Origin of the sequence: Mesorhizobium sp. 113-1-2, assembly GCF_016756475.1 — a bacterium.
Taxonomy (GTDB): domain Bacteria; phylum Pseudomonadota; class Alphaproteobacteria; order Rhizobiales; family Rhizobiaceae; genus Mesorhizobium; species Mesorhizobium loti_C.
In genome coordinates this window covers 5,824,355-5,846,794 of sequence record NZ_AP023242.1, presented here as the reverse complement: position 1 = coordinate 5,846,794, position 22,440 = coordinate 5,824,355, and the positions used below count along the sequence as shown (strand labels likewise).

At 62.5% G+C, this 22,440-nt stretch carries 16 protein-coding genes; 11 read left to right on the top strand and 5 right to left on the bottom strand.

Translation table 11 applies throughout. The features are described 5' to 3' along the window. Nucleotides 1-18 precede the first annotated feature (18 nt). Entirely contained in the window at nt 19-1,377 is a 1,359-nt protein-coding gene (locus tag JN279_RS28565) for an O-antigen ligase family protein (protein ID WP_096456106.1), read from the bottom strand. 493 nt (nt 1,378-1,870) lie between these two features. Between JN279_RS28565 and cysD the strand changes: the two genes are divergently transcribed. From cysD to cysQ, 3 genes are read left to right on the top strand one after another with little or no spacing between them, the layout of a single operon-like run. Further along, nucleotides 1,871-2,776: a sulfate adenylyltransferase subunit CysD gene (gene cysD / locus JN279_RS28560; RefSeq protein ID WP_096456108.1), complete on the top strand. Its 906-nt coding sequence runs from the start codon at nt 1,871-1,873 to the stop codon at nt 2,774-2,776. 2 nt (nt 2,777-2,778) lie between these two features. Beyond that, complete coding sequence (cysN, locus tag JN279_RS28555) at nt 2,779-4,716, top strand: sulfate adenylyltransferase subunit CysN (protein WP_202350830.1); 1,938 nt, start codon at nt 2,779-2,781, stop codon at nt 4,714-4,716. A gap of 10 nt (nt 4,717-4,726) precedes the next feature. Then, nucleotides 4,727-5,518 (top strand): 3'(2'),5'-bisphosphate nucleotidase CysQ, encoded by a 792-nt coding sequence (gene cysQ / locus JN279_RS28550; RefSeq protein WP_202353812.1) that lies wholly within the window; start codon nt 4,727-4,729, stop codon nt 5,516-5,518. A 13-nt stretch (nt 5,519-5,531) separates the two neighbouring features. On the opposite strand, the gene JN279_RS28545 is transcribed toward cysQ, so the two are convergent. From JN279_RS28545 to JN279_RS28530, 4 genes are all read right to left on the bottom strand, one after another. After that, complete coding sequence (locus JN279_RS28545; protein WP_096456114.1) at nt 5,532-6,674, bottom strand: DegT/DnrJ/EryC1/StrS family aminotransferase; 1,143 nt, start codon at nt 6,672-6,674, stop codon at nt 5,532-5,534. A gap of 301 nt (nt 6,675-6,975) precedes the next feature. Then, nucleotides 6,976-7,899, bottom strand: a complete 924-nt coding sequence (locus JN279_RS28540; RefSeq protein WP_096456116.1) for a carbohydrate kinase family protein — start codon at nt 7,897-7,899, stop codon at nt 6,976-6,978. Further along, nucleotides 7,896-8,342, bottom strand: a complete 447-nt coding sequence (locus JN279_RS28535) for an RbsD/FucU family protein (RefSeq protein WP_096456118.1) — start codon at nt 8,340-8,342, stop codon at nt 7,896-7,898. Before JN279_RS28535 ends, JN279_RS28540 begins: the two co-directional genes overlap by 4 nt. Beyond that, nucleotides 8,343-9,569 (bottom strand): ROK family transcriptional regulator, encoded by a 1,227-nt coding sequence (locus JN279_RS28530; protein WP_096456120.1) that lies wholly within the window; start codon nt 9,567-9,569, stop codon nt 8,343-8,345. It abuts the gene before it with no gap. Nucleotides 9,570-9,837: 268 nt separating this feature from the next. Between JN279_RS28530 and JN279_RS28525 the strand changes: the two genes are divergently transcribed. From JN279_RS28525 to JN279_RS28490, 8 genes are all read left to right on the top strand, one after another. Continuing rightward, a complete protein-coding gene (locus JN279_RS28525; protein ID WP_167448946.1) occupies nt 9,838-10,815 on the top strand; it encodes a sugar ABC transporter substrate-binding protein in 978 nt (325 codons plus the stop codon). Nucleotides 10,816-10,975: 160 nt separating this feature from the next. Then, on the top strand, nt 10,976-12,037 hold the full coding sequence (locus tag JN279_RS28520; protein ID WP_096456122.1) for an ABC transporter permease: 1,062 nt from the start codon (nt 10,976-10,978) through the stop codon (nt 12,035-12,037). Between the two features lie 2 nt (nt 12,038-12,039). Then, nucleotides 12,040-12,822 carry an ATP-binding cassette domain-containing protein gene (locus JN279_RS28515; RefSeq protein ID WP_183457606.1) on the top strand — a complete coding sequence of 261 codons (783 nt, stop codon included), beginning with the start codon at nt 12,040-12,042 and terminating at the stop codon, nt 12,820-12,822. A gap of 131 nt (nt 12,823-12,953) precedes the next feature. Then, nucleotides 12,954-15,422 (top strand): glycogen/starch/alpha-glucan phosphorylase, encoded by a 2,469-nt coding sequence (locus tag JN279_RS28510; RefSeq protein WP_202350829.1) that lies wholly within the window; start codon nt 12,954-12,956, stop codon nt 15,420-15,422. 106 nt (nt 15,423-15,528) lie between these two features. Beyond that, nucleotides 15,529-17,742 (top strand): 1,4-alpha-glucan branching protein GlgB, encoded by a 2,214-nt coding sequence (gene glgB, locus JN279_RS28505; RefSeq protein WP_096459007.1) that lies wholly within the window; start codon nt 15,529-15,531, stop codon nt 17,740-17,742. Between the two features lie 54 nt (nt 17,743-17,796). Then, nucleotides 17,797-19,062, top strand: a complete 1,266-nt coding sequence (gene glgC / locus JN279_RS28500) for a glucose-1-phosphate adenylyltransferase (RefSeq protein ID WP_096456126.1) — start codon at nt 17,797-17,799, stop codon at nt 19,060-19,062. Between the two features lie 70 nt (nt 19,063-19,132). Beyond that, on the top strand, nt 19,133-20,578 hold the full coding sequence (gene glgA / locus JN279_RS28495) for a glycogen synthase GlgA (protein WP_202350828.1): 1,446 nt from the start codon (nt 19,133-19,135) through the stop codon (nt 20,576-20,578). Between the two features lie 3 nt (nt 20,579-20,581). Further along, nucleotides 20,582-22,210, top strand: a complete 1,629-nt coding sequence (locus JN279_RS28490) for an alpha-D-glucose phosphate-specific phosphoglucomutase (RefSeq protein ID WP_202350827.1) — start codon at nt 20,582-20,584, stop codon at nt 22,208-22,210. Nucleotides 22,211-22,440: the final 230 nt, after the last annotated feature.

Below are 22,440 nucleotides of genomic sequence, written 5' to 3'. Positions count from 1 at the left end.
CGCCTTTGCCCTGAACGCCTATTGGGTGACGGATGGACGCATCTGCTCTTCCATCGTCGGCGAAAGGATTGGGTCTTCCGCCACCGGCGCCAGCTCTCGTTCGTCCGTCATCGGCGCAAGTGCCTGGTCTTGCGGCAATGGAGCCTGACGTCCGGAGGCGAGATACGTTCCCGACACCAGGAAGACCATCAGCATCGAGTCCAGAATGTCGTGGCCGACCAGGATGCCTGTCATTCCGGCCGTGAGATAGGTGATCACCACGATGACAATCATGGTGGCGCCGAACCGCTCGATCGCATCGGTGCTGTTTCGCAGGACCAAGGCGGCATTCCTGGCGGCAACGACAAAGATTGCCGCCAGCGTCACCGCGCCCAGGATTCCCGCCTGCACCAAGGCGGTCAGGAAGCCGTTGTGGAAATGGCTGAAGCCTGCATCCATTCCGAACTGATCGCGGAAGCCCTGTTTTATCAAGGTCTGGGTGGCACCCACTCCATGTCCGAACAGGGGCATCTCACGAAACGCCTTCAGACCGATATCCCACACGGCGAATCGCAATCCGATGGGCGTCGTGTAGTCACCATGGGTGGCGAGCGCGTCCAGGTCGGAGCGCAGAAAGTCGACACGCCCGGATATCGTCTGGAAACCGACGGCCGCGATCACGGCGCCGACCGCCACCAGCAGCACCAGCAGGCGAATGGCATTCCTTCCTTTCAGCCTCTGTTGGTTGATCAGCAGGACGGCGATGCCGGCGATGAGCAGCGACAGCCAGATAATGCGCGTACCGGAGTAGATGATGGCGATCGTTCCGCCAAGGGCTGCGCAGATGAGGGCGTTCCTGTGTCTCTCGATACCCGACAAGGCACCAGCCACACAGACCATTACGGCAAGGCAAAGCACCTCTGCGAACACTATCGCATTGCCGGCCCCGCCCTTGGCCCTCATCCCCAGCCAATATTGCTGGATAACGGCCAGCAGCAGCGCGACGAAACAGGCGGCCAGGCTGCTGAGCACGATGATGCGGACGAGCGTGGTTTTCTGCGTGATGCTCCAGGTTGAATAGGAGATCGGGAAAAGCAGGAAGGTCACGAGCGGAATAAGGCGTGGTGCATCCCGGACGATCGCATTGTTGACAATGGACGCCACGATATTGGCCGTGCAGTAGGCATAGATCGCGATCGTCAGCGCCATCATCGCCCTGTCGATGTTGAAGCGCCTCTTCTTCAAGGCTATCAACAGGACGGACCACAGGCCGCCGCCATTGAACACGAAGCTGACCAGCGATCCCAGGACCGGTGGAAAAAAGAAGCAAAGAATGGAGAAGTAGATATTGATCCGCGACGGCGTAAGTTGCGGTCTGATGGACGAAAGCCGGTTCAAGTTTCGGGCTCGCTGTTCTCGAGTAGCTTAATGCGGCACATCCCGTTCAGCGGAACCGAATATGCTCGCCTCGAATTGCCCATGCCTGATGACGCATCTTGCCCGCTTCCGCAGGTTGTATAACGGCTGGACGGTCTTTTCGATAGTGCGCCGGGGCTTGTTGTCACGGAAAATCGGCGGCCCGGCGCCCGTCGATTGGCAAAGGGCGCCAGGGGTGTTTGTCGTCATGGTCTCCCGAGTAATATTTTTCCTGCCTTTTCCCGGCTGGCGGCCTTGCGAACAGAAATTTTCGGGTTATGGCGAAAGCGTGGAAAATTCATTCCCGAACCGACCGCTGCCGGGCTGGTCTTGCATTGTTCTGCCGTGCGCCGATCTGCTAGAACGCCCGCACGAAAACACTTTGTCCAGAAGCGAAGCTTGAACCGGGCGCAAAAGGCTCGATGATTTGACGCAAGGTCTTCTGTCGCAAGGCACGAGAGAACGCTCACAGTCTATGACCATAGCACTTACGCATCTGCAGCGGCTTGAAGCCGAGTCCATCCACATTTTCCGCGAGGTCGCGGCCGCCTTCTCCAAGCCGGTCATGCTGTATTCGGTCGGCAAGGATTCATCCGTGCTGATGCATCTGGCAATGAAGGCGTTCTATCCCGCCAAGCCGCCGTTCCCGTTCCTTCACGTCGATACCACCTGGAAATTCCGCGAAATGATCGCTTTTCGCGATCAGATGGCGCAAAAACTCGGCTTCGACCTTTTGGTGCATGTCAACGAAGACGGCGTGCGCGACAAGATCAACCCGTTCGACCATGGCTCGAACACCCACACCCATGTGATGAAGACCGTGGCGTTACGCCAGGCGCTCGACAAATACGGTTTCGATGCCGCCTTTGGCGGCGCCCGTCGCGACGAGGAGAAGTCGCGCGCCAAGGAGCGCATATTCTCTTTCCGCAATGTCCAGCATGTCTGGGATCCGAAGAACCAGCGCCCCGAAATGTGGAAGATATTCAACACCCGCATCGCATCGGGCGAATCGATCCGCGTCTTCCCGCTGTCGAACTGGACCGAACTCGATATCTGGCAGTACATCCTGCAGGAGAACATCCCGATCGTGCCGCTCTACTTCGCCAAGGAACGGCCGGTGGTGGAGCGCGACGGCATGCTGATCCTCAAGGACGACGATCGCATGAAACTGCGCCCCGGCGAAACGGTCGAGAACCGGCTGGTCCGGTTCCGCACTTTGGGCTGCTATCCGCTCACCGGCGCTATCGAATCGGATGCCGACACGCTCGAAGCCATCGTCGGCGAGATGCTGACCGCCCGCACCTCCGAGCGGCAGGGCCGCCTGATCGACCGTGATGAAGCTGGCTCCATGGAAAAGAAGAAGCGCGAGGGGTATTTCTGACCATGCGTCACATCATGGCAAAAAGCCTCGCCCCCACCGATGGCGTCCGCGACTATCTGGCGGCGCAGGAGAAGAAGTCGCTGCTGCGCTTCCTGACCTGCGGTTCCGTCGATGACGGCAAGTCGACGCTCATCGGGCGTCTGCTGTCCGACACCAAGCAGATCTTCGAAGACCAGCTTGCCGCGCTCGAACGCGATTCGCGCAAGCATGGCACCACCGGTGACGACATTGATTTCGCGCTGCTGGTCGACGGCCTCGAGGCCGAGCGCGAGCAAGGCATCACCATCGACGTCGCCTACCGCTTCTTTGCGACGCCCAAGCGCAAGTTCATCGTCGCCGACACGCCCGGCCACGAGCAGTACACCCGCAACATGGCGACAGGTGCCTCGACAGCCGATCTGGCGATCGTGCTGATCGATGCAAGGCAGGGGGTGTTGCGCCAGACAAGGCGCCATTCGATCATAGCCTCGCTGCTCGGCATCCATCACATCGTGCTGGCCGTCAACAAGATCGATCTCGTCGATTTCGACCAGGCGGTTTTCGACCGGATCGTCGAAGACTATGGCCAATTCTCGCGTGATCTCGGCTTCCAGACCATCGTGCCGATCCCGATGTCGGCCCGCTATGGTGACAATGTCAGCAGCCGGTCGCAGAACATGCAATGGTATTCCGGTCCGACGCTGATCGAGCACCTCGAGACCGTTTCGGTCGAAGAGGCTGCCGTCGAACAGCCGTTCCGTTTTCCGGTGCAGTACGTCAACCGCCCCAATCTCGACTTCCGTGGTTTTGCCGGCACGATCGCGTCCGGCGCCATCGCGCAAGGCGACGAGGTCGTCGTCGCCAAATCCGGCAAGTCCTCGCATGTCAAACGCATTGTCGCTTATGGCGGCGATCTCAAACAGGCGGTGGCTGGCCAGGCCATCACACTCGTCCTCGACGACGAGGTCGAGGTCTCCAGAGGCAACATGCTGGTATCGCCAGCTGCTCGGCCACAGGTGGCCGATCAGTTCGCCGCCAACATCGTCTGGTTTGACGAGCATGCGTTGCTGCCGGGCCGTTCCTACATCCTGCGCACCGAAACCGACCAGACCAGCGCCACCGTAACCGATCTGAAATACCGCATCAACGTCAATGACTTCGCCCATGAGGCGGCCAAGTCACTTGAAATGAATGAAGTCGGCATCTGCAACATCTCGACGCGGGCGCCGATCGCTTTCGATCCCTTCGCCGAGAACCGCACCACCGGCGCCTTCATCCTGATCGATCGCATCTCGAACGCCACCGTCGGCGCCGGCATGATAGTGCACTCGCTGCGCCGTGCCGAGAACATCCATTGGCAATCGCTCGATGTCGGCAAGCGTGTGCGCGCCGACATAAAGAACCAGCGGCCCGCCGTGTTCTGGTTCACCGGGCTTTCGGGCTCCGGCAAGTCGACCATCGCCAACCTGTTCGAGAAGAAGCTGTTCGCCACCGGCCGGCACACCTATATCCTGGATGGCGACAATGTCCGTCACGGTCTGAACCGCGATCTCGGCTTCACCGACGCCGACCGCGTCGAGAACATCCGCCGGGTGGCCGAAGTGGCCAAGCTGATGGCCGATGCCGGGTTGATCGTCATTGTTTCGTTCATTTCGCCGTTCAGCGCCGAACGGCGGATGGCCAGGGAATTAATGGCCGACGGCGAGTTCATCGAGGTCTTTGTCGACACGCCCTTCGAGGAGTGTGCCAGGCGTGATCCGAAAGGCCTCTATGCCCGCGCGCTGAACGGCGAGATCAAGAACTTCACCGGTGTCGATTCCCCATACGAAGCGCCGGAAAAACCGGAAATCCATCTGAAGACGCTCGGCAGATCGGCGGAAGAGATGGTAGATGCCCTGGAACACTGGCTGAACGAGCGTGACATTGCCGAAGACCAATATGACAGCGGCGGCGGTATCTGACGACAGGTCGATGCTGGACGTCTTCGAGCGGCTGGCGCTGGCGGCCGGACGCGAGGTCATGCGCGTGTTCGACGCCGGCTGTGCGGTCGACCGCAAATCGGACGCCTCGCCGGTAACTGAGGCGGATCGCGAGAGCGAGAAGATCATCCTCGCCGGCCTGCGCGCCGCATTTCCCGACATTCCTTGCGTGGCAGAGGAGGAAGCGGCGGCCGGAATCATGCCGACCGATCTTGGCGAGGCCTTCTTCCTCATCGACCCGCTCGACGGCACCAAGGAATTCGTCAATCGCCGCACCGACTTCACCGTCAACATCGCGCTCGTGCGCCATGGTGTGCCGGAAGTCGGCGTCGTCTTCGCACCTTGCACTGGCCGCTTCTTTTCGGGACGGCCGGACAGGGCGGAATCCCTGGAGATCGATGGCGATTACCAGATCGTCGGCCGCCGGCCGATTTCGGTGAGAACGGCAGCAGCGCCGCTGGCCGTGGTCGCCAGCCGCTCCCACAACACGCCGGAAACCGAAGCCTATATTCGCGACCTCGGTGCCGCCGAGATCGTCTCGGTCGGTTCGTCCTTGAAATTCTGTCTTCTCGCCAGCGCCGAGGCGGATGTCTATCCGCGCTTCGGACGCACCATGGAATGGGACACCGCGGCGGGCGACGCGGTGCTGCGCGCGGCGGGCGGCACGACACGCACGCTGGACGGCAAGCTCTTGGCCTACGGTAAACGAGACCAGGCCGACGACGAGGATTTCGCCAACCCGCATTTCATCGCCACCGGCAGGGCAGGGGCGAACCCCGTCTGAGATCGGCTGCCGACTACTCGGCCGCGGCCTGCGCCGAGTTCGAGCCGATATAGTTGCGGATCGTCTCGATGATCCGGTCTTGGTCGGCCTCGCTGAGATAGGGGTGCATCGGCAGGCACAGGATGCGCTTCGGCAGGTCCTCCGAGACAGCAAGGCCTGTCGGGGTGCGCGGATAGTCGCGATAGGCGACCTGGGCGTGCAGCGGCTTGACGTAGTAGATGACGGACGGAATGCCCTTTTCGCCCAGATGCGCCTTCAGGCCGTCGCGCTTGGGCGTCTCGATAGCGTATTGCGCCCAGGCCGAACGGCTGCCGTCGAGGTTGCGGGCGGCAGCCACGACATCGCCAAGCCCTTCGGCATAGCGGTTTGCCACCACCTGGCGTGCGGCCATCTCGTCTTCGAGAATGGCGAGCTTTTCGATGAGGATCGCCGCCTGCAGCGTGTCGAGCCGCGAATTGATGCCGACGCGGACGTTGTCATATTGCGTCTCGCCCTTGCCGTGGAAGGCGAAGGAACGCAGCTTGTCGGCCATCTCGTCGTCGTTGGTGAACATCGCGCCGCCGTCGCCATAGCAGCCAAGCGGCTTGGCCGGATAGAAGCTGGTCGAGCCGACATGGCCGAAGGCGCCGCACATCTTACCGTCGAGCGACCCGCCCATCGACTGGGCGGCGTCCTCGATCACCAGCAGTCCTTCGCGGTTGGCGATCGCCATGATCGCATCGTAATCGGCTGCAAGGCCGAACAGGTCGACCGGGATGATCGCCTTCGGCTTCAGCCTTCCTTCCTTCTTGATCATGGCGATGGCCGCTTCGAGGCTGGCGATGTCGATATTGTAGGTCACCGGATCGACATCGACGAAGACGGGTTCCGCCTTGGCCAGCGCCACCACTTCGGCGGTGGCGGCGAAGGTGAAGCTCGGCACGAACACGGCGTCGCCCGGGCCGATGCCGGCGGCAAACAGCGGCAGCAGCAGCGCATCGGTGCCGTTGGCGCAGGCCACGACATGCTTGGTGCCGACATAGGCGGCGAGCTTCTTCTCGAACTCCGCCACCTGGGGCCCCAGGATGTAGCGACCGTCTTCGACGACATGGTCGATCGCGGCCTTCAGCCGGTCGCGGATACGTTCGCGCTGTGCGCCAAGATCGATGAACTGCATATCGGCCTCTAAACGGTGGAGTACGTTCTCGCCCGAACCGGGGTTTGCGATACGTACAGAAACAACAACTTAACTGGCCCGCTGGTACCAGACTTGGGCCGGTCGAGAAAGCCGGCCCGGCTGCAGCGCAGGTTGCCCAGGTGTCGCAGCCTGTTACTTCAGGCCTTCCCCGGTAGCGCCAAAGATGCCGGAAATCCGGGCTTCGCCAGGCATAGACTGGCAAGTTTATCGCGTCTTTCCGGCTCGCGGAAACATAAAGTGATCAGCCTTTGGCGCGGCTTGCAGCCCACTGACGGCCAGATCAGGCGATTTCGTGCCGCCACGGCGGATTGGCGCCAGCGCGCGACACGGTCACCGCCGCCGCCTTTGCGCCGAGCGCCAAGGCCTTGCGGATGGCGTCTTGCGTAAGGGTGCCGATGGCCGCCTTGGTCAGCAGGCCCTGTTCATGCAGCGAGGCGAGGATGCCGGCGTTGAACGTGTCGCCGGCGCCGACGGTGTCGACCACCTCGACCTTTTCCGGCATCACGGTGACGGCATGGTCCTTGGTGTAACCGACAGCGCCTTCACTGCCATGCGTGACGACGATCAGCTTCGGCCCGCGCTCAAGCCAGTTTCGCACGACATCCTCATGCGAGCCGGCTTCGCCGAACCAGTTCAGGTCTTCGTCCGACAGTTTCACGATGTCGGCCATCGCCATCATGGCGCGAATGCGCTTGAGGTGCTTTGCCTTGTCCGGGATGAAGTTCGGCCGGATGTTGGGGTCGAGCATCATGACGCGGCTCGCGTGTTCGCGCAGCATGAACTCTTCATAGGCGCTGCCGGCGGGCTCCGAAATCAGGCTGATGGCGCCGAACAGCATGGCTTCGATCTCGCCGCCGAGCGCCGGCAGGTCATCGATCGTCAGCATGCGTCCGGCGGTGTTCTCGTCATAGAATGTGTAGGTCGCCTGACCGTTGGTGAGCCGCACGAAGGCGAGCGTGGTCGGCCTGGGCGAGGTGTGGGCATAGGTAGAGCTGACCTTGCTCGCGCCGAGCGCATCCCTGAACTGGCCACCGAAAAGGTCAGACGACAGGCCGGAAAAGAAGCCGGCCGGCGCGCCGAGCCGTCCAAGCGCGATCGCCGTGTTGAACACCGCGCCGCCGACATAGGGGGCAAAAGCCGGCTCACCTTGCGTCGTGGTGCGCGGCAGCATGTCGATCAGGGCTTCGCCGCAGCAAAGGATCATGGTTTTCTGGTCTCCGGCGGATAGATCACGCCCTTGCGGATGATGATGTTGGCGTAAAGCCTTGGCTCGCTTGTCGCGACGATGGCATGCGCCGATTTGACCCGTGCATAGAAGTCGGCGCCGGCCAGTGCAACCACCTTGCGACCCGGTGCGTGCCTGGCGCAGACCGCCTCGATCTCGTGATGGACTGGATCGGCAATCGAGGGATTGCCTTTGACCGAGGCGCGAAACAGGGCTTCCGGAACGGCGTCGTCGACCGGCAGCACGCTCAGGATCGCATCGAGCACCGGGATGAGATGATGACCGTCGGCCCGGACCAGGCGCCTTGCCTGCTCCTCTGCCGGATAGTTTGCGTCGACAAGGGCGATCTCGTCGCCATGGCCCATGGCGCGCAGTGTCGCCAGAAGGTCCGGTCCAAGGAGCGCCGGGATTCCGATCAGCATTCAGGCACTCCTGGAAATCGTCGTCGAGCCGATCAGAAAGCGTTCGGAAAGCGGCAGGCTGGCGCCGCCGAGCGCCCGGGCGTGGATGCCGACGGTTCCTTCGCGAACGGCGGGGAGTTTCAGGCCCTCGCCGTCGATTGTGGCGATGGCGGCGACAATGGCATCGACCAGCCGGCGGCGCACTGCCTGTGGCATCCAGCCGTCGACCACCGCCGCCTCGAAATCGATAACCGAGGACGCCGCGACGATGGCATAGGCGAGCGCCTGCGAGGCGCTGGCGATCCAATCGTCGAGTTCGGAGCCGATGTCGCCCCAATCCTCGGGCGAGGTCCACAGATGCGAGGCCTCGACGCCGCGCGCATTGAGCGCTTTTTCCAGCATGGCGATCGACGCCACATCGATCAGCTGGGTCGGCTTGCCGTCCGGGCCGGGCACCGGCATAGAGCCGAGCGCGCCGGCATTGCCGGTCGGGCCGCCGAACAGCCGGCCGTTGAGCACGATGCCGCCGCCAGCGAAGGCGCCGATATAGAAATAGACGAAGTCACGTGCGCCACCCGCCTGGCCGAACACGAGTTCGGCGCCGCAGGCCGAGGTGGCATCGTTTTGCAGATAGACCGGAAACTCGCATTGCGCCTGGATGTCGGCCCTGATGTCGCGGTGGCGCCACTCGTCCATGACGTCGCGCGGCGCGCCGGCGGTGTCGGCCCAGTTCCACAGTTCGAATGGCATGGCGATGCCGAGCCCGGCGATACGCTTGTCCTGCGCCGGCGTCAGTTCGCCGCGCATCTTTTTCATGCCTTCGGTGACGAACTCCACCGTTTCGCGCGGAGCCGGATAGCGATAGGAGTGCTGCAGCATCGAGCGCACATGCCCAAGAAAATCGATCAGCACCAGTTCGGCGCTGCGGCGGCCGATCTTAAGGCCGATGAAGAAGGCGCCTTCCGGATTGAGCGCCATTGGAATTGACGGCTGGCCGATCTTGCCGCGCAGCGGCGCCTGGCGGACGAGCAGGCCTTCTTCTTCCAGTTCGCGCATGATGACCGAAACCGTCTGCGCCGAAAGTCCGGTCATGCGGGCGATGTCGGATTTCGCCAGGCTGCCATGCTGGCGCACCAGCGACAGCACCAACCGCTCGTTGTGGTCGCGCATGCCGCTCTGGTTGGTGCCGCGGTGAATCAGGCTGTCATTCGCTTCGGGCGAACCGTGCCTCGCAGTGGCGGTCTCCACCCTGTTCCTCCCGTCGTTTCCCCCGAATGCTTTTGGGCCAGAATGGGTGAACGGCGCAAGGCTGTCAATAATAAATAAGAGTGATTTAATTATTGACAGCGCCTGCGGTCTGGTGTCTGTTGGGGCGGCGTCCACGCTGGGAGAAATTCGATGGATGCGCCGTAGATGCCGATTGGCCGGCATCCGGAATGGTTCCACTGGGAGGAAGATCGTGACCAATACAAAACTGTTGAAATCGACCGTTTTTGCCGCCGCTGCCCTGGGTCTGATGGCGTTTGCGTCGTCTGCATCCGCGGCCGGTGTCGGCGCTTGCCTGATCACCAAGACCGACACCAATCCCTTCTTCGTCAAGATGAAGGAAGGCGCGACCGCAAAGGCCAAGGAGCTCGGCGTCGACCTCAAGACCTACGCCGGCAAGATCGACGGCGACAGCGAGAGCCAGGTGGCGGCGATCGAAAGCTGCATTGCCGACGGTGCCAAGGGTATCCTGATCACCGCATCCGATACCAAGGGCATCGTGCCGACCGTCAAGAAGGCGCGTGACGCCGGCCTGCTGGTGATCGCGCTCGACACGCCGCTCGATCCGATCGACGCGGCCGATGCGACCTTCGCCACCGACAATCTCGAGGCCGGCAAGCTGATCGGCGCCTGGGCCGCCGCGACGCTCGGCGACAAGGCCAAGGACGCCAAGATCGGCTTCCTCGACCTGACGCCTTCGCAGCCGACGGTCGACGTGCTGCGCGACCAGGGCTTCATGATGGGCTATGGCATCGACGTGAAGGATCCCAACAAGATCGGCGACGAAACCGATCCGCGCATCGTCGGCCACGACGTCACCAACGGCAATGAGGAGGGCGGCCGCAAGGCGATGGAGAACCTTCTGCAGAAGGACAACACCATCAACGTCATCCACACCATCAACGAGCCGGCCGCTGTCGGCGCCTACCAGGCGCTCAAGGCCGTCGGTCTTGAAAAGCAGGTGCTGATCGTTTCCGTCGACGGCGGCTGCCCCGGCGTGAAGTCGGTGACAGAGGGTGTCATCGGTGCGACGTCGCAGCAATACCCGCTGCAGATGGCAGCGCTCGGCATCGAGGCGATCGCCGCCTTCGCCAAGGATGGAACCAAGCCGAAGCCGACCGAAGGCAAGAACTTCTTCGACACCGGCGTCAATTTGGTGACCGACAAGCCGGCCAACGGCGTCAAGTCCATCGACACCAAGGAAGGCCTCGCCAAGTGCTGGGGCTGATGCTGGTCTGACCGGCAATTACCGAACTCGAGCGGTTGGGGCTTGATCCCCGACCGCTTCGGGTGGACGATGGGTCGCGTGACCGCGAACAATCCCGGCAACAGACCGGAAAGGCGTGGACGGGCGTTGGCGCTAGGCTGACACCTCACGGGGAGGAAACATGGCTCAAGCTCAGGAATTCGAGAAGGTTCTCTCGGGCAGCGACACCAGCGTCGCCGCTTTTGACGAGCACAAATCGGCCGTCAAGCGCATCCAGCATTTCCTGCATTCGACGCCGGCGGCAGTGCCGCTGATCGTGCTGGTCCTGTCAATCATCATTTTCGGCATCGCCATCGGCGGACGTTTCTTTTCGTCCTATACGCTGACGCTGATCCTGCAGCAGATCGCCATCGTCGGCATTCTGGGCGCCGCGCAGACACTGGTCATCCTGACCGCCGGCATCGACCTGTCGATTGGCGTGATTATGGTGATTTCAGCCGTGATCATGGGCAATTGCGCGGTCAGCTACGGTATGCCGGCCATTCTCGCCGTGGCGATCGGGCTTGCCGCGGGTGCGGCCTGCGGGCTGCTCAACGGGTTGCTGGTCGCCTATATGAAACTGCCGCCCTTCATCGTGACGCTTGGCACCTGGAACATCGTCATGGCCACGAACTTCATCTATTCGGCCAATGAGACGATCCGCGACACCGACGTCGACACCCAGGCGCCGTTGCTGCATCTGTTCGCCCTGAGCTTCAAGATCGGCACGGCGGTGCTGACGCTCGGCGTCATTGCCACGGTCGTGCTCGTGCTGATCCTCTGGTACGTGCTCAACCACACCGCATGGGGTCGCCATGTCTACGCCGTCGGCGATGACCAGGAGGCGGCGAAGCTGTCGGGCATCCAGACCAAGAAGGTGCTGGTGACGGTCTATACCCTTGCCGGGCTGATCGCCGCTTTCGCTGCCTGGGTTTCTGTCGGCCGCAACGGCTCGATCTCACCGTCCGCCGCCGTCACCGATTACAATCTGCAGGCCATCACCGCGACCGTGATCGGCGGTATTTCTCTGTTCGGCGGGCGCGGCTCTATCCTGGGCACGCTGTTCGGCGCGATGATCGTCGGCGTCGTCTCCATGGGTCTCAACATGCTGGGCGCCGATCCGCAATGGAAAGTGCTGCTCACCGGTGTGCTGATCATCGGCGCCGTGGCAATCGACCAATGGATCAGAAAGGTTTCGGCATAGTCATGACCCAGGAACCCATCCTCACCGCGCGTGGCCTGGTCAAGCGCTACGGTCGCGTCACCGCCCTCGACAATGCCGACTTCGACCTTTATCCCGGCGAAATCCTTGCCGTCATCGGCGACAACGGCGCCGGCAAGTCGTCGCTCATCAAGGCGATTTCCGGCGCGGCCGTGCCCGACGAAGGTGAAATCCGGCTTGAAGGCAAAGCCGTTTCCTTCAAATCGCCGATGGAGGCCCGCGAAGCCGGTATCGAGACGGTTTACCAGAACCTCGCTTTGTCGCCGGCACTGTCGATCGCCGACAACATGTTCCTCGGCCGGGAGATCCGCAAACCCGGCTTCCTCGGCCAGTGGCTGCGCATGCTCGATCGCCCGGCGATGGAAAAGCGCGCCCGCGACAAGCTCACCGAACTTGGCTTGATGACCATCCAGAACATCAGCCAGGCGGTGGAGACGCTGTCGGGCGGCCAGCGCCAGGGCGTGGCGGTGGCGCGCGCCGCTGCCTTCGGCAGCCGCGTGGTAATCATGGACGAACCAACGGCCGCCCTTGGCGTCAAGGAAAGCCGCCGCGTGCTCGAACTGATCCTCGACGTCAAGAAGCGCGGCCTGCCGATCGTGCTGATCTCGCACAACATGCCGCATGTCTTCGAGGTGGCCGACCGTATCCACATCCACCGCCTGGGTCGTCGCCTGTGCGTCATCGATCCCAAGCAATATACGATGTCCGATGCCGTCGCCTTCATGACCGGCGCGAAGGCACCTCCGGAGGCTGCGCTCGCGGCCTGATTGTCAAATTGCCGCAGGGTAAGCCGGCGCATGCTCATCTAAATCGATTGAATATATGTTGCAATGCAGTAACATGGGCTGGGATGAATGGTGAAAGCCGGTATGATCATTGCAACCGCACGAGAGGCAGCATGACGCGCGCGATGACATCCGAGACCCTTCCTCCACTGCTCGAAAATCCTGATCCGAAGACGCTCGCAAGGGAAGTCTTGGTGGCCCTCAAATACCGGGTCGGCAAGGATACCACCGTCGCGACCCAGTACGACTGGCTGACGGCCTCGATCAAGGTCGTGCGCGACCGCATCGTCGATCGCTGGATGCAGGCAACGAAAGAGGCCTACGACCAGCAGGAAAAGCGCGTCTACTATTTGTCGCTGGAGTTCCTCATCGGCCGCTTGATGCGCGACGCCTTCTCCAATCTCGGTTTGATGGCCAATATGCGCGAGGCGCTGTCGTCGCTCGGCGTGGACCTCGATCTCATCGCGGCGCTTGAGCCCGATGCCGCGCTCGGCAATGGTGGCCTTGGCCGGCTCGCCGCCTGCTTCATGGAAAGCATGGCGACCGTCGACATTCCGGCACACGGCTACGGCATCCGCTACGCCAACGGCATGTTCCGCCAGGAGATTCAAGGCGGCTGGCAGGTCGAACTGCCCGAGACATGGCTCGACCACGGCAACCCTTGGGAATTCGAACGGCGCGAACGCTCCTTCGAAGTCGGTTTCGGCGGTTCGGTGGAGTCCATCACCTCGAAGGACGGCCGGCTCGAGCGTCACGTCTGGAAGCCGACCGAGCATGTCCTGGCTGTCGCCTACGACACGCCTGTCGTCGGCTGGCGGGGCAACCGCGTCAACACGCTGCGGCTGTGGTCGGGCATGCCGGTCGATCCGATCCTGCTCGACAAGTTCAATGCCGGCGACCACATCGGCGCGCTCGCCGAAAGCAACAAGGCTGACGCGCTGTCGCGCGTGCTTTACCCCGCCGATTCCCATATGGCCGGGCAGGAGCTCAGGCTGCGGCAGGAGTATTTCTTCTCGACCGCCTCGCTACAGGACATCGTGCAGCGCCATCTCAGCCAGTATGGCGACCTGAAGTCGCTGCCCGACAAGGCGGCGATCCACCTCAACGACACCCATCCGGCGATCGCCGTGCCGGAGCTGATGCGGCTCTTGATGGATGTCCACGGCATGGACTTCGATCTCGCCTGGGACATCACCAAGCGCACCTTCGGCTACACCAACCACACGCTTCTTCCGGAGGCGCTGGAAAGCTGGCCGGTGCCGCTGTTCGAGCGGCTTTTGCCGCGCCATATGCAGATCGTATACGCCATAAATGCGCAGGTGCTTCTGGAGGCGCGCGCCACCGACCAGTTCTCGGACGAGCAGATCAGCCGCATCTCGCTGATCCAGGAGAATGGCGATCGCCGCGTGCGCATGGGCAACCTTGCCTTTGTCGGCTCGCACTCGATCAATGGTGTCTCGGCGCTGCATACCGAACTGATGAAGGAAACGGTGTTCGCCGACCTGCACAAGCTCTATCCCGATCGCATCAACAACAAGACCAATGGCATCACGCCGCGGCGTTGGCTGATCCAGTGCAATCCTGGGCTGACCTCGCTCGCCCGTGAGGCGATCGGTGACCGCTTTCTCGACGACATCGACGCCATCAAAGGGCTCGAGGGCTTTGCCGATGACAGCGCGTTCCGGGAAAAATTCGCCGGCGTCAAGCGGCAGAACAAGGTGCGGCTGGCCAATCTCGTCGCCGACCGGCTCGGCATCAAGGTCGATCCCTCGGCGCTGTTCGACATCCAGGTCAAGCGCATCCATGAATACAAGCGCCAGCTCCTCAACATCCTCGAGGCGATCGCGCTTTACGACCAGATCCGTTCGCATCCCGAACGCGACTGGATGCCGCGCGTGAAATTCTTCGGCGGCAAGGCGGCGCCCAGCTATCACAATGCCAAGCTGATCATCAAACTCGCCAACGATGTCGCCAAGGTCATCAACCGTGATCCGGCGGTGCGTGGCCTGCTGAAAGTGTTGTTCGTGCCGAACTACAATGTCAGCCTGGCCGAAATCATGATGCCGGCCGCCGACCTGTCCGAGCAGATTTCGACCGCGGGCATGGAAGCGTCGGGTACCGGCAACATGAAGTTCGCGCTGAACGGCGCGCTGACCATCGGCACGCTCGACGGCGCCAATGTCGAGATCAAGGAATGCGTCGGCGACGACAACATCTTCATCTTCGGCCTGACGACGGCTGAAGTGGCCGAGCGGCGCAACAATGGCTACAACCCGCGCGCCGTGATCGAGGGTTCGTCCGAACTGGCGCAGGCTGTGGCCGCTGTTTCGTCCGGCGTCTTCTCGCCCGATGATCCCAATCGCTACCGCGAGCTGATCAACGGCCTCTACGACAGCGACTGGTTCATGGTCGCCGCCGACTTCGACGCCTACGCCGCCGCCCAGCGTGATGTCGACGCCGTCTGGCGCAACAGCCCGGATTGGTATGCCAGGGCAATCCGCAATGTCGCCCGCGTCGGCTGGTTCTCGTCCGATCGCACGATCCGCCAATACGCGAAAGAAATCTGGAACGTGCCTGCCTGATGTGGTTGCATGAGGCCACGAACAATGTGGTCCCGGTGATGCTGGTTGAATGCCAACGCGCATCATCAGAAACAAACACCTGGTGCCCTGGGAGGGACACTGCCTGATGAGGAAGCCGCGCGCGACCGCTGCGACAAGCGGGCCGGACGGACTGGCGCCAGCCAGCGATGTTGCGGCGATTGTCGCCGGCACGCATGGAGATTCGTTTGCGGTCCTCGGTGTCCATGAGGTCGGCAAAAGCCTGTTTGCCCGTTGCTTCGTTCCGCATGCCGAAACCGTCACCGCCTATACGCTGACGGGCATTGAGGCTGGTGAATTGTCGAGGCGAGACGATGCCGGCTTCTTCGAAGGGCAGTTGACGATCAAGAAGCGGCAGCCGCTGCGCTACCATGCGCGCAATGCCGGCGGCGACTGGTGGCTGACCGATCCCTATTCGTTCGGCCCGGTGCTCGGGCCTCTGGATGACTACTATATCGCCGAGGGATCGCATCTCAGGCTGTTCGACAAGCTTGGCGCGCATGTCATCGAGCATGAAGGCGCCACTGGCGTGCATTTCGCCGTCTGGGCTCCCAATGCAAAACGCGTCTCGGTGGTCGGCGATTTCAACGACTGGGATGGCCGCCGCCACACGATGCGCGACCGCCGCGACACCGGCATATGGGAGGTATTCATCCCCGACATCGGCGCCGGGCGGCCCTACAAATACGAGATCATCGGCCCCGACGGCGTCAGGCTGCCGCTGAAGGCTGACCCGTTTGCGTTCAAATCCGAACTGCGTCCGGCCACGGCTTCTGTCGTTGCCGTGCCGCCGGCTCATGAATGGGGCGATGAGGCGCACCGCAATTTCTGGCGCAATGCCGATCACCGGCGCGAAGCGATCTCCATCTACGAGGTCCATGCCGGATCCTGGCAGCTTCGCGACGACGGCACGTTCCTGTCATGGGACGAACTGGCCGACCGGCTGATCCCCTATGCAGTCGAGACCGGTTTCACCCACATCGAATTCATGCCGATCTCCGAACATCCCTATGACCCGTCCTGGGGTTATCAGACAACCGGGCTTTACGCGCCGTCGGCCCGCTTTGGCGATCCCGACGGCTTTGCCCGTTTCGTCGATGGCGCGCATCGCGCCGGCGTCGGCGTCATCCTCGACTGGGTGCCGGCGCATTTTCCGGTCGACGCGCATGGCCTGGCCCATTTCGACGGCACCGCGCTCTATGAGCATGCCGATCCGCGCAAGGGTTTTCATCCCGACTGGAACACCGCGATCTACAATTTCGGCCGCCGCGAGGTGGTGTCGTTCCTGGTCAACAACGCGCTGTTCTGGGCCGAAAAATATCATGTCGACGGTTTGCGCGTCGATGCGGTCGCCTCGATGCTGTACCTCGACTATTCGCGCAAGGCCGGCGAGTGGATCCCCAATGAGAAGGGTGGCCGCGAGAACCTCGAGGCGGTCTCTTTCCTGCAGAAAATGAACAAGGAGGTCTACGGCCACCATCCCGGCGTCATGACCATCGCCGAGGAATCGACCTCGTGGCCGAAGGTCTCGGCACCGGTGCATGAAGGCGGGCTGGGCTTTGGCTTCAAGTGGAACATGGGCTTCATGCACGACACGCTGGAGTATTTTGCCAAGGAGCCGATCTTCCGCAAGCACCACCACAACGACCTGACCTTCGGCCTGACCTACGCCTTCTCGGAGAATTTCGTGCTGCCGCTCTCGCATGACGAGGTGGTGCACGGCAAAGGCACGCTGCTGGGCAAGATGGCCGGCGACGACTGGCAGAAATTCGCGACGCTGCGCGCCTATTACGGCTTCATGTGGGGCTATCCCGGCAAGAAGCTCTTGTTCATGGGACAGGAATTCGCGCAGCGCCGCGAATGGAGCGAGGCGCGCGCGCTCGACTGGAACCTGCTCGATTTCCGCCCGCATCGCGGCGTCTGGCAGACGGTGCGCGATCTCAACTATCTCTACCGCTCGCGCCCCGCGCTGCACGGCCGTGACTGCGAGCCGGAAGGGTTTTCCTGGCTGATCGTCGACGACAGCCAGAATTCGGTTTTCGCCTGGGTGCGCAACGCGCCGGGCGGCAGTCCGGTGGCCGTCATCTCCAACTTCACGCCGGTGCCGCGCGACAATTACCGCGTGCCGCTGCCGAAGGCCGGCAAGTGGCGCGAGATCATCAACACCGACGCATCCGAATATGGCGGCTCCGGCATGGGCAATGGCGGCATGGTCGAGGCAAGGGCGGAAGGCAAGAGCATCTCGGCGACGATGCTTCTGCCGCCGCTGTCGACAATCATGCTTGAACTCGTTGTCGACTGAGCCCGTCAAGGCCGAGGTAACAGGGCGAGACTTGAGTAACTTGGGAGGGTAGAAATGGCAGACTTGAAACGGACCCAGCCGCTGGCGCGCGATGCCATGGCCTATGTACTGGCCGGCGGCCGTGGCAGCCGCCTCAAGGAACTGACGGACCGTCGCGCCAAGCCGGCGGTCTACTTCGGCGGCAAGACGCGCATCATCGATTTCGCGCTCTCCAACGCGCTCAACTCGGGCATTCGCCGCCTCGGCGTCGCCACCCAGTACAAGGCGCACTCGCTGATCCGCCACCTGCAGCGCGGCTGGAACTTCCTGCGGCCGGAACGAAACGAGAGTTTCGACATCCTGCCGGCCAGCCAGCGCGTCTCGGAAACGCAATGGTATGAAGGCACGGCCGACGCCGTCTACCAGAACATCGACATCATCGAGGCCTATGGCCCGGAATACATGGTCATCCTGGCTGGGGACCACATCTACAAGATGGATTACGAGCTGATGTTGCGCCAGCACGTCGATGCCGGCGCCGATGTCACGGTCGGCTGTCTCGAAGTGCCCCGCATGGAAGCGACAGGCTTCGGTGTCATGCATGTCGATGCCAAGGACAACATCATCGCCTTCGTCGAAAAGCCCGCCGATCCGCCTGGCATTCCGGGCAACCCGGACTTCGCCTTGGCCTCGATGGGTATCTACGTCTTCAAGACCAAGTTCCTGATGGAGCAGTTGCGCCGCGACGCCGCCGAGCCGGGCTCCAGCCGCGACTTCGGCAAGGACATCATCCCCTATATCGTCCAGCACGGTAAGGCGATCGCTCACCGCTTCACCAAGTCCTGCGTGCGCTCGACCGCCGAGAATGAGGCCTACTGGCGCGATGTCGGAACGGTCGACGCCTATTGGGAAGCCAATATCGACCTGACTGATATTACGCCCGAACTCGACCTCTACGACCGCGACTGGCCGATCTGGACCTATGCCGAGTTGAAGCCGCCGGCAAAGTTCGTCCATGATGAGGATGGCCGGCGCGGCTCGGCCGTTTCTTCCCTGGTCTCGGGCGACTGCATCGTCTCCGGCGCTTCGCTGAAGAAGAGCCTGATCTTCACCGGCGCCCGCATCAATTCCTATTCGACGCTGGAAGAAGTCGTCATGCTGCCGGACGTTCATGTCGGCCGGAACGCAAAGTTGAAGCGCGTCGTCATCGACCACGGTGTAAGGATACCGGAGGGGCTGGTGGTCGGCGAGGATCCCGCTCTCGACGCCAAGCGCTTCCGCGTTTCGGAGAAAGGCATCTGCCTGATCACGCAGGACATGATCAACAAACTCGGGCTCTAGAGCAATTCCAGGAAAAGTGTGAGAACGGTTTTCCCACGGGAATTGCTCAAAACAGGATCGGGATAGACGCATGCAGGTTCTGTCGGTCACGCCCGAGATCTTTCCGCTGGTCAAAACCGGCGGGCTTGCCGACGTAACCGGCGCGCTGCCCATCGCGCTTGCTGCCAAGGGCGTGACCATGCGCACGCTCATTCCGGGCTTTCCCGTGGTGATGGACGCCTTCAAGAAAAAGAAGGCCGTTTATCAATATCCGCTGCTGCAGGGTGGCAAGGCTTCCGTCCATGCCGTCCAGCTTGCCGGGCTCGATCTCTTCGTCCTCGACGCGCCGCATCTGTTCGACCGCCCGGGCGGCCCCTACGGCAATGCGTCTGGCGCGGACTGGCCGGACAATTGGCGGCGCTTCGCGGCGCTGAGCCAGGTTGGTGGCGATATCGCCGGTGGTGCCATATCGGGCTATCAACCTGACATCGTCCACGCCCATGACTGGCAGTCGGCGATGACGCTGGCCTATATGCGCTACGGCAAGGCGGTCGGCGTCCCATCGATGATGACCGTCCACAATCTCGCCTTCCAGGGCCAGTTCGGCGCCGGCATCTTTGGCGAGCTTGGCCTGCCGGCGGTGGCGATGGCGCTTGACGGCGTCGAATATTACGGCGGCGTCGGCTTCCTTAAGGCCGGCCTGCAGGCCGCCTGGGCGATCACCACGGTGAGCCCGACCTATGCGCAGGAGATACGTTCGCCGGAGTTCGGCATGGGCCTCGATGGGCTGATCAACATGCGCTCCACCGATCTCTATGGCATCGTCAACGGCATCGACACCGCCATCTGGGATCCGGAGACGGATAAGCATCTGGTGTCGAACTATACGGCCGCGACGCTCAAGGCGCGGGCGCCGAACAGGGCCGCCGTGGAGGAACGCTTCGGCCTCGATCGCGACGACAGCCCGATTGTCTGCGTCATCAGCCGGCTGACCTGGCAGAAAGGCATGGACATATTGGCGACGGTGATCGACGGCGTCGTCGCGACGGGCGCGCGGCTGGCCATACTTGGCTCCGGTGACGCCGGCCTTGAAGGCGCGCTGCTTGCCGCTGCCGCACGCCACCGTGGCCGTATCGGCGTGGTCATCGGCTATGACGAAGGGCTTTCGCACACTATGCAGGGCGGCTGCGACGCCATCATCATCCCGTCACGCTTCGAACCCTGCGGACTGACGCAGCTTTACGGCCTGCGCTACGGCTGCGTGCCGGTTGTCGCCCGCACCGGCGGCCTCGCCGACACCATCATCGACGCCAACGAGGCGGCGATGGCGGCCGGCGTGGCGACCGGGTTCCAGTTTGCTCCCAACAATGGCGGCGCGATGCTGCACGCCATCCGGCGCCTTGCCGACGCCTATGCCAATCCCGCAGCCTTCGAGACCATCCAGTGCCAGGGCATGAAGTCCGACGTGTCGTGGGACCGAAGCGCGGAAAAATACGTCGAACTCTATCGCCTGCTGCTTTCGAAAAGGGTTGCCTGAAGCATGATACGGACTGTCCCCACCAAACCCTATGCCGACCAGAAGCCCGGCACGTCGGGCCTGCGCAAGAAGGTGCCTGTGTTCCAGCAGGAGCACTATGCCGAGAACTTCATCCAGTCGATCTTCGACGCGCTCGAGGGCTTCCAGGGCAAGACGCTGGTGATCGGCGGCGACGGCCGCTTCTACAACCGCGAGGTCATCCAGAAGGCGATCGCCATGGCGGCCGCCAACGGCTTCGGCAAGGTCATGGTCGGGCAGGGCGGCATATTGTCGACGCCGGCCGCCTCGCATGTCATCCGCAAATACAAGACCTTCGGCGGCATCATCCTGTCGGCCAGCCACAATCCCGGCGGCCCGCATGAGGATTTCGGCATCAAGTACAATGCCGGCAATGGCGGTCCCGCGCCGGAAAAGCTGACCGACGCGATCTTCGCCAAGACCAAGGCGATTTCGAGCTTCAAGACATCAGACATCGAACCGATCGACATCGACACGATCGGCACCGTCAAGGCCGCCGGCATGACGGTCGAGATCATCGATCCGGTCGCCGACTATGCCGAACTGATGGAAAGCCTGTTCGATTTCGACGCGCTACGCAAACTGTTCAAGTCAGGCTTCCGCATGCGCTTCGACGCCATGCACGCGGTGACCGGTCCCTACGCCAAAGAGATCCTTGAAAACCGGCTCGGCGCGCCCAGCGGCACCTGCCGCAACTTCAAGCCGCTGCCGGATTTCGGCGGCCACCACCCGGATCCGAACCTGGTCCACGCCAAGCATCTCTATGACGAGATGATGGGACCGGACGCGCCGGATTTTGGTGCCGCTTCCGATGGCGATGGCGACCGCAATTTGATCATCGGCAAGGGCGTCTTCGTCACCCCGTCGGATTCGGTGGCGATGCTCGCCGCCAATGCCCGCCTGGCGCCCGGCTACAAGGACGGGCTGAAGGGCATCGCCCGGTCGATGCCGACCAGTGGTGCCGCCGACCGCGTCGCCGAAAAACTCGGCATCGGCATCTATGAAACGCCGACCGGCTGGAAGTTCTTCGGCAACCTGCTCGATGCCGGCATGGCGACGATCTGCGGCGAGGAGAGCGCCGGCACCGGCTCCAACCATGTCCGCGAGAAGGACGGGCTTTGGGCGGTGCTGTTGTGGCTCAACATCCTCGCGGCACGCGGCGAAAGCTGCAAGCAGGTCGTCACCGAGCACTGGGCGGCCTATGGGCGCAACTACTATTCGCGCCACGACTATGAAGAGGTCGAGAGCGACCGCGCCAACGCGCTGGTCGACGAACTCAGGGCTAAGCTCGGTTCGCTGCCCGGCACCAGCGTGCGCGGCCTGAAGATCGCCAAGGCCGACGACTTCGCCTATCACGACCCGGTCGATGGTTCGACCAGCGAGCACCAGGGCATCAGGATACTGTTCGAAGGCGGCTCGCGCGTCGTCTTCCGGCTCTCCGGCACAGGCACTTCCGGAGCGACGCTGCGCGTCTACATCGAGCGCTACGAGCCGGACAAGGCCCGGCACGATCTCGACACGCAGGCGGCACTCGCCGATCTTATCGCCGCCGCCGACGACATTGCCGGCATCAAAAGCCACACCGGGCGCAACAAGCCGAGCGTGATTACTTGAGGGTGGTGCCTTGGCGATTGGCCGAAACGCTCAATGTTTCGTCATCCACGGGCGGAGCAAGGAGCGAAGCGACGCGGCGCAGACCCGAGGATCCATGCCGTGACGTTAAGGCGTTGCCACGGTGCAGAATTCTGATCCGCCGCGCTCTTCGGCTAAGGTCACGGCATGGATCCCAGGGTCTCCGCGACGGAGCTTCGCTCCTGCTTCGCCCTGGGATGACGAAGTCGGGG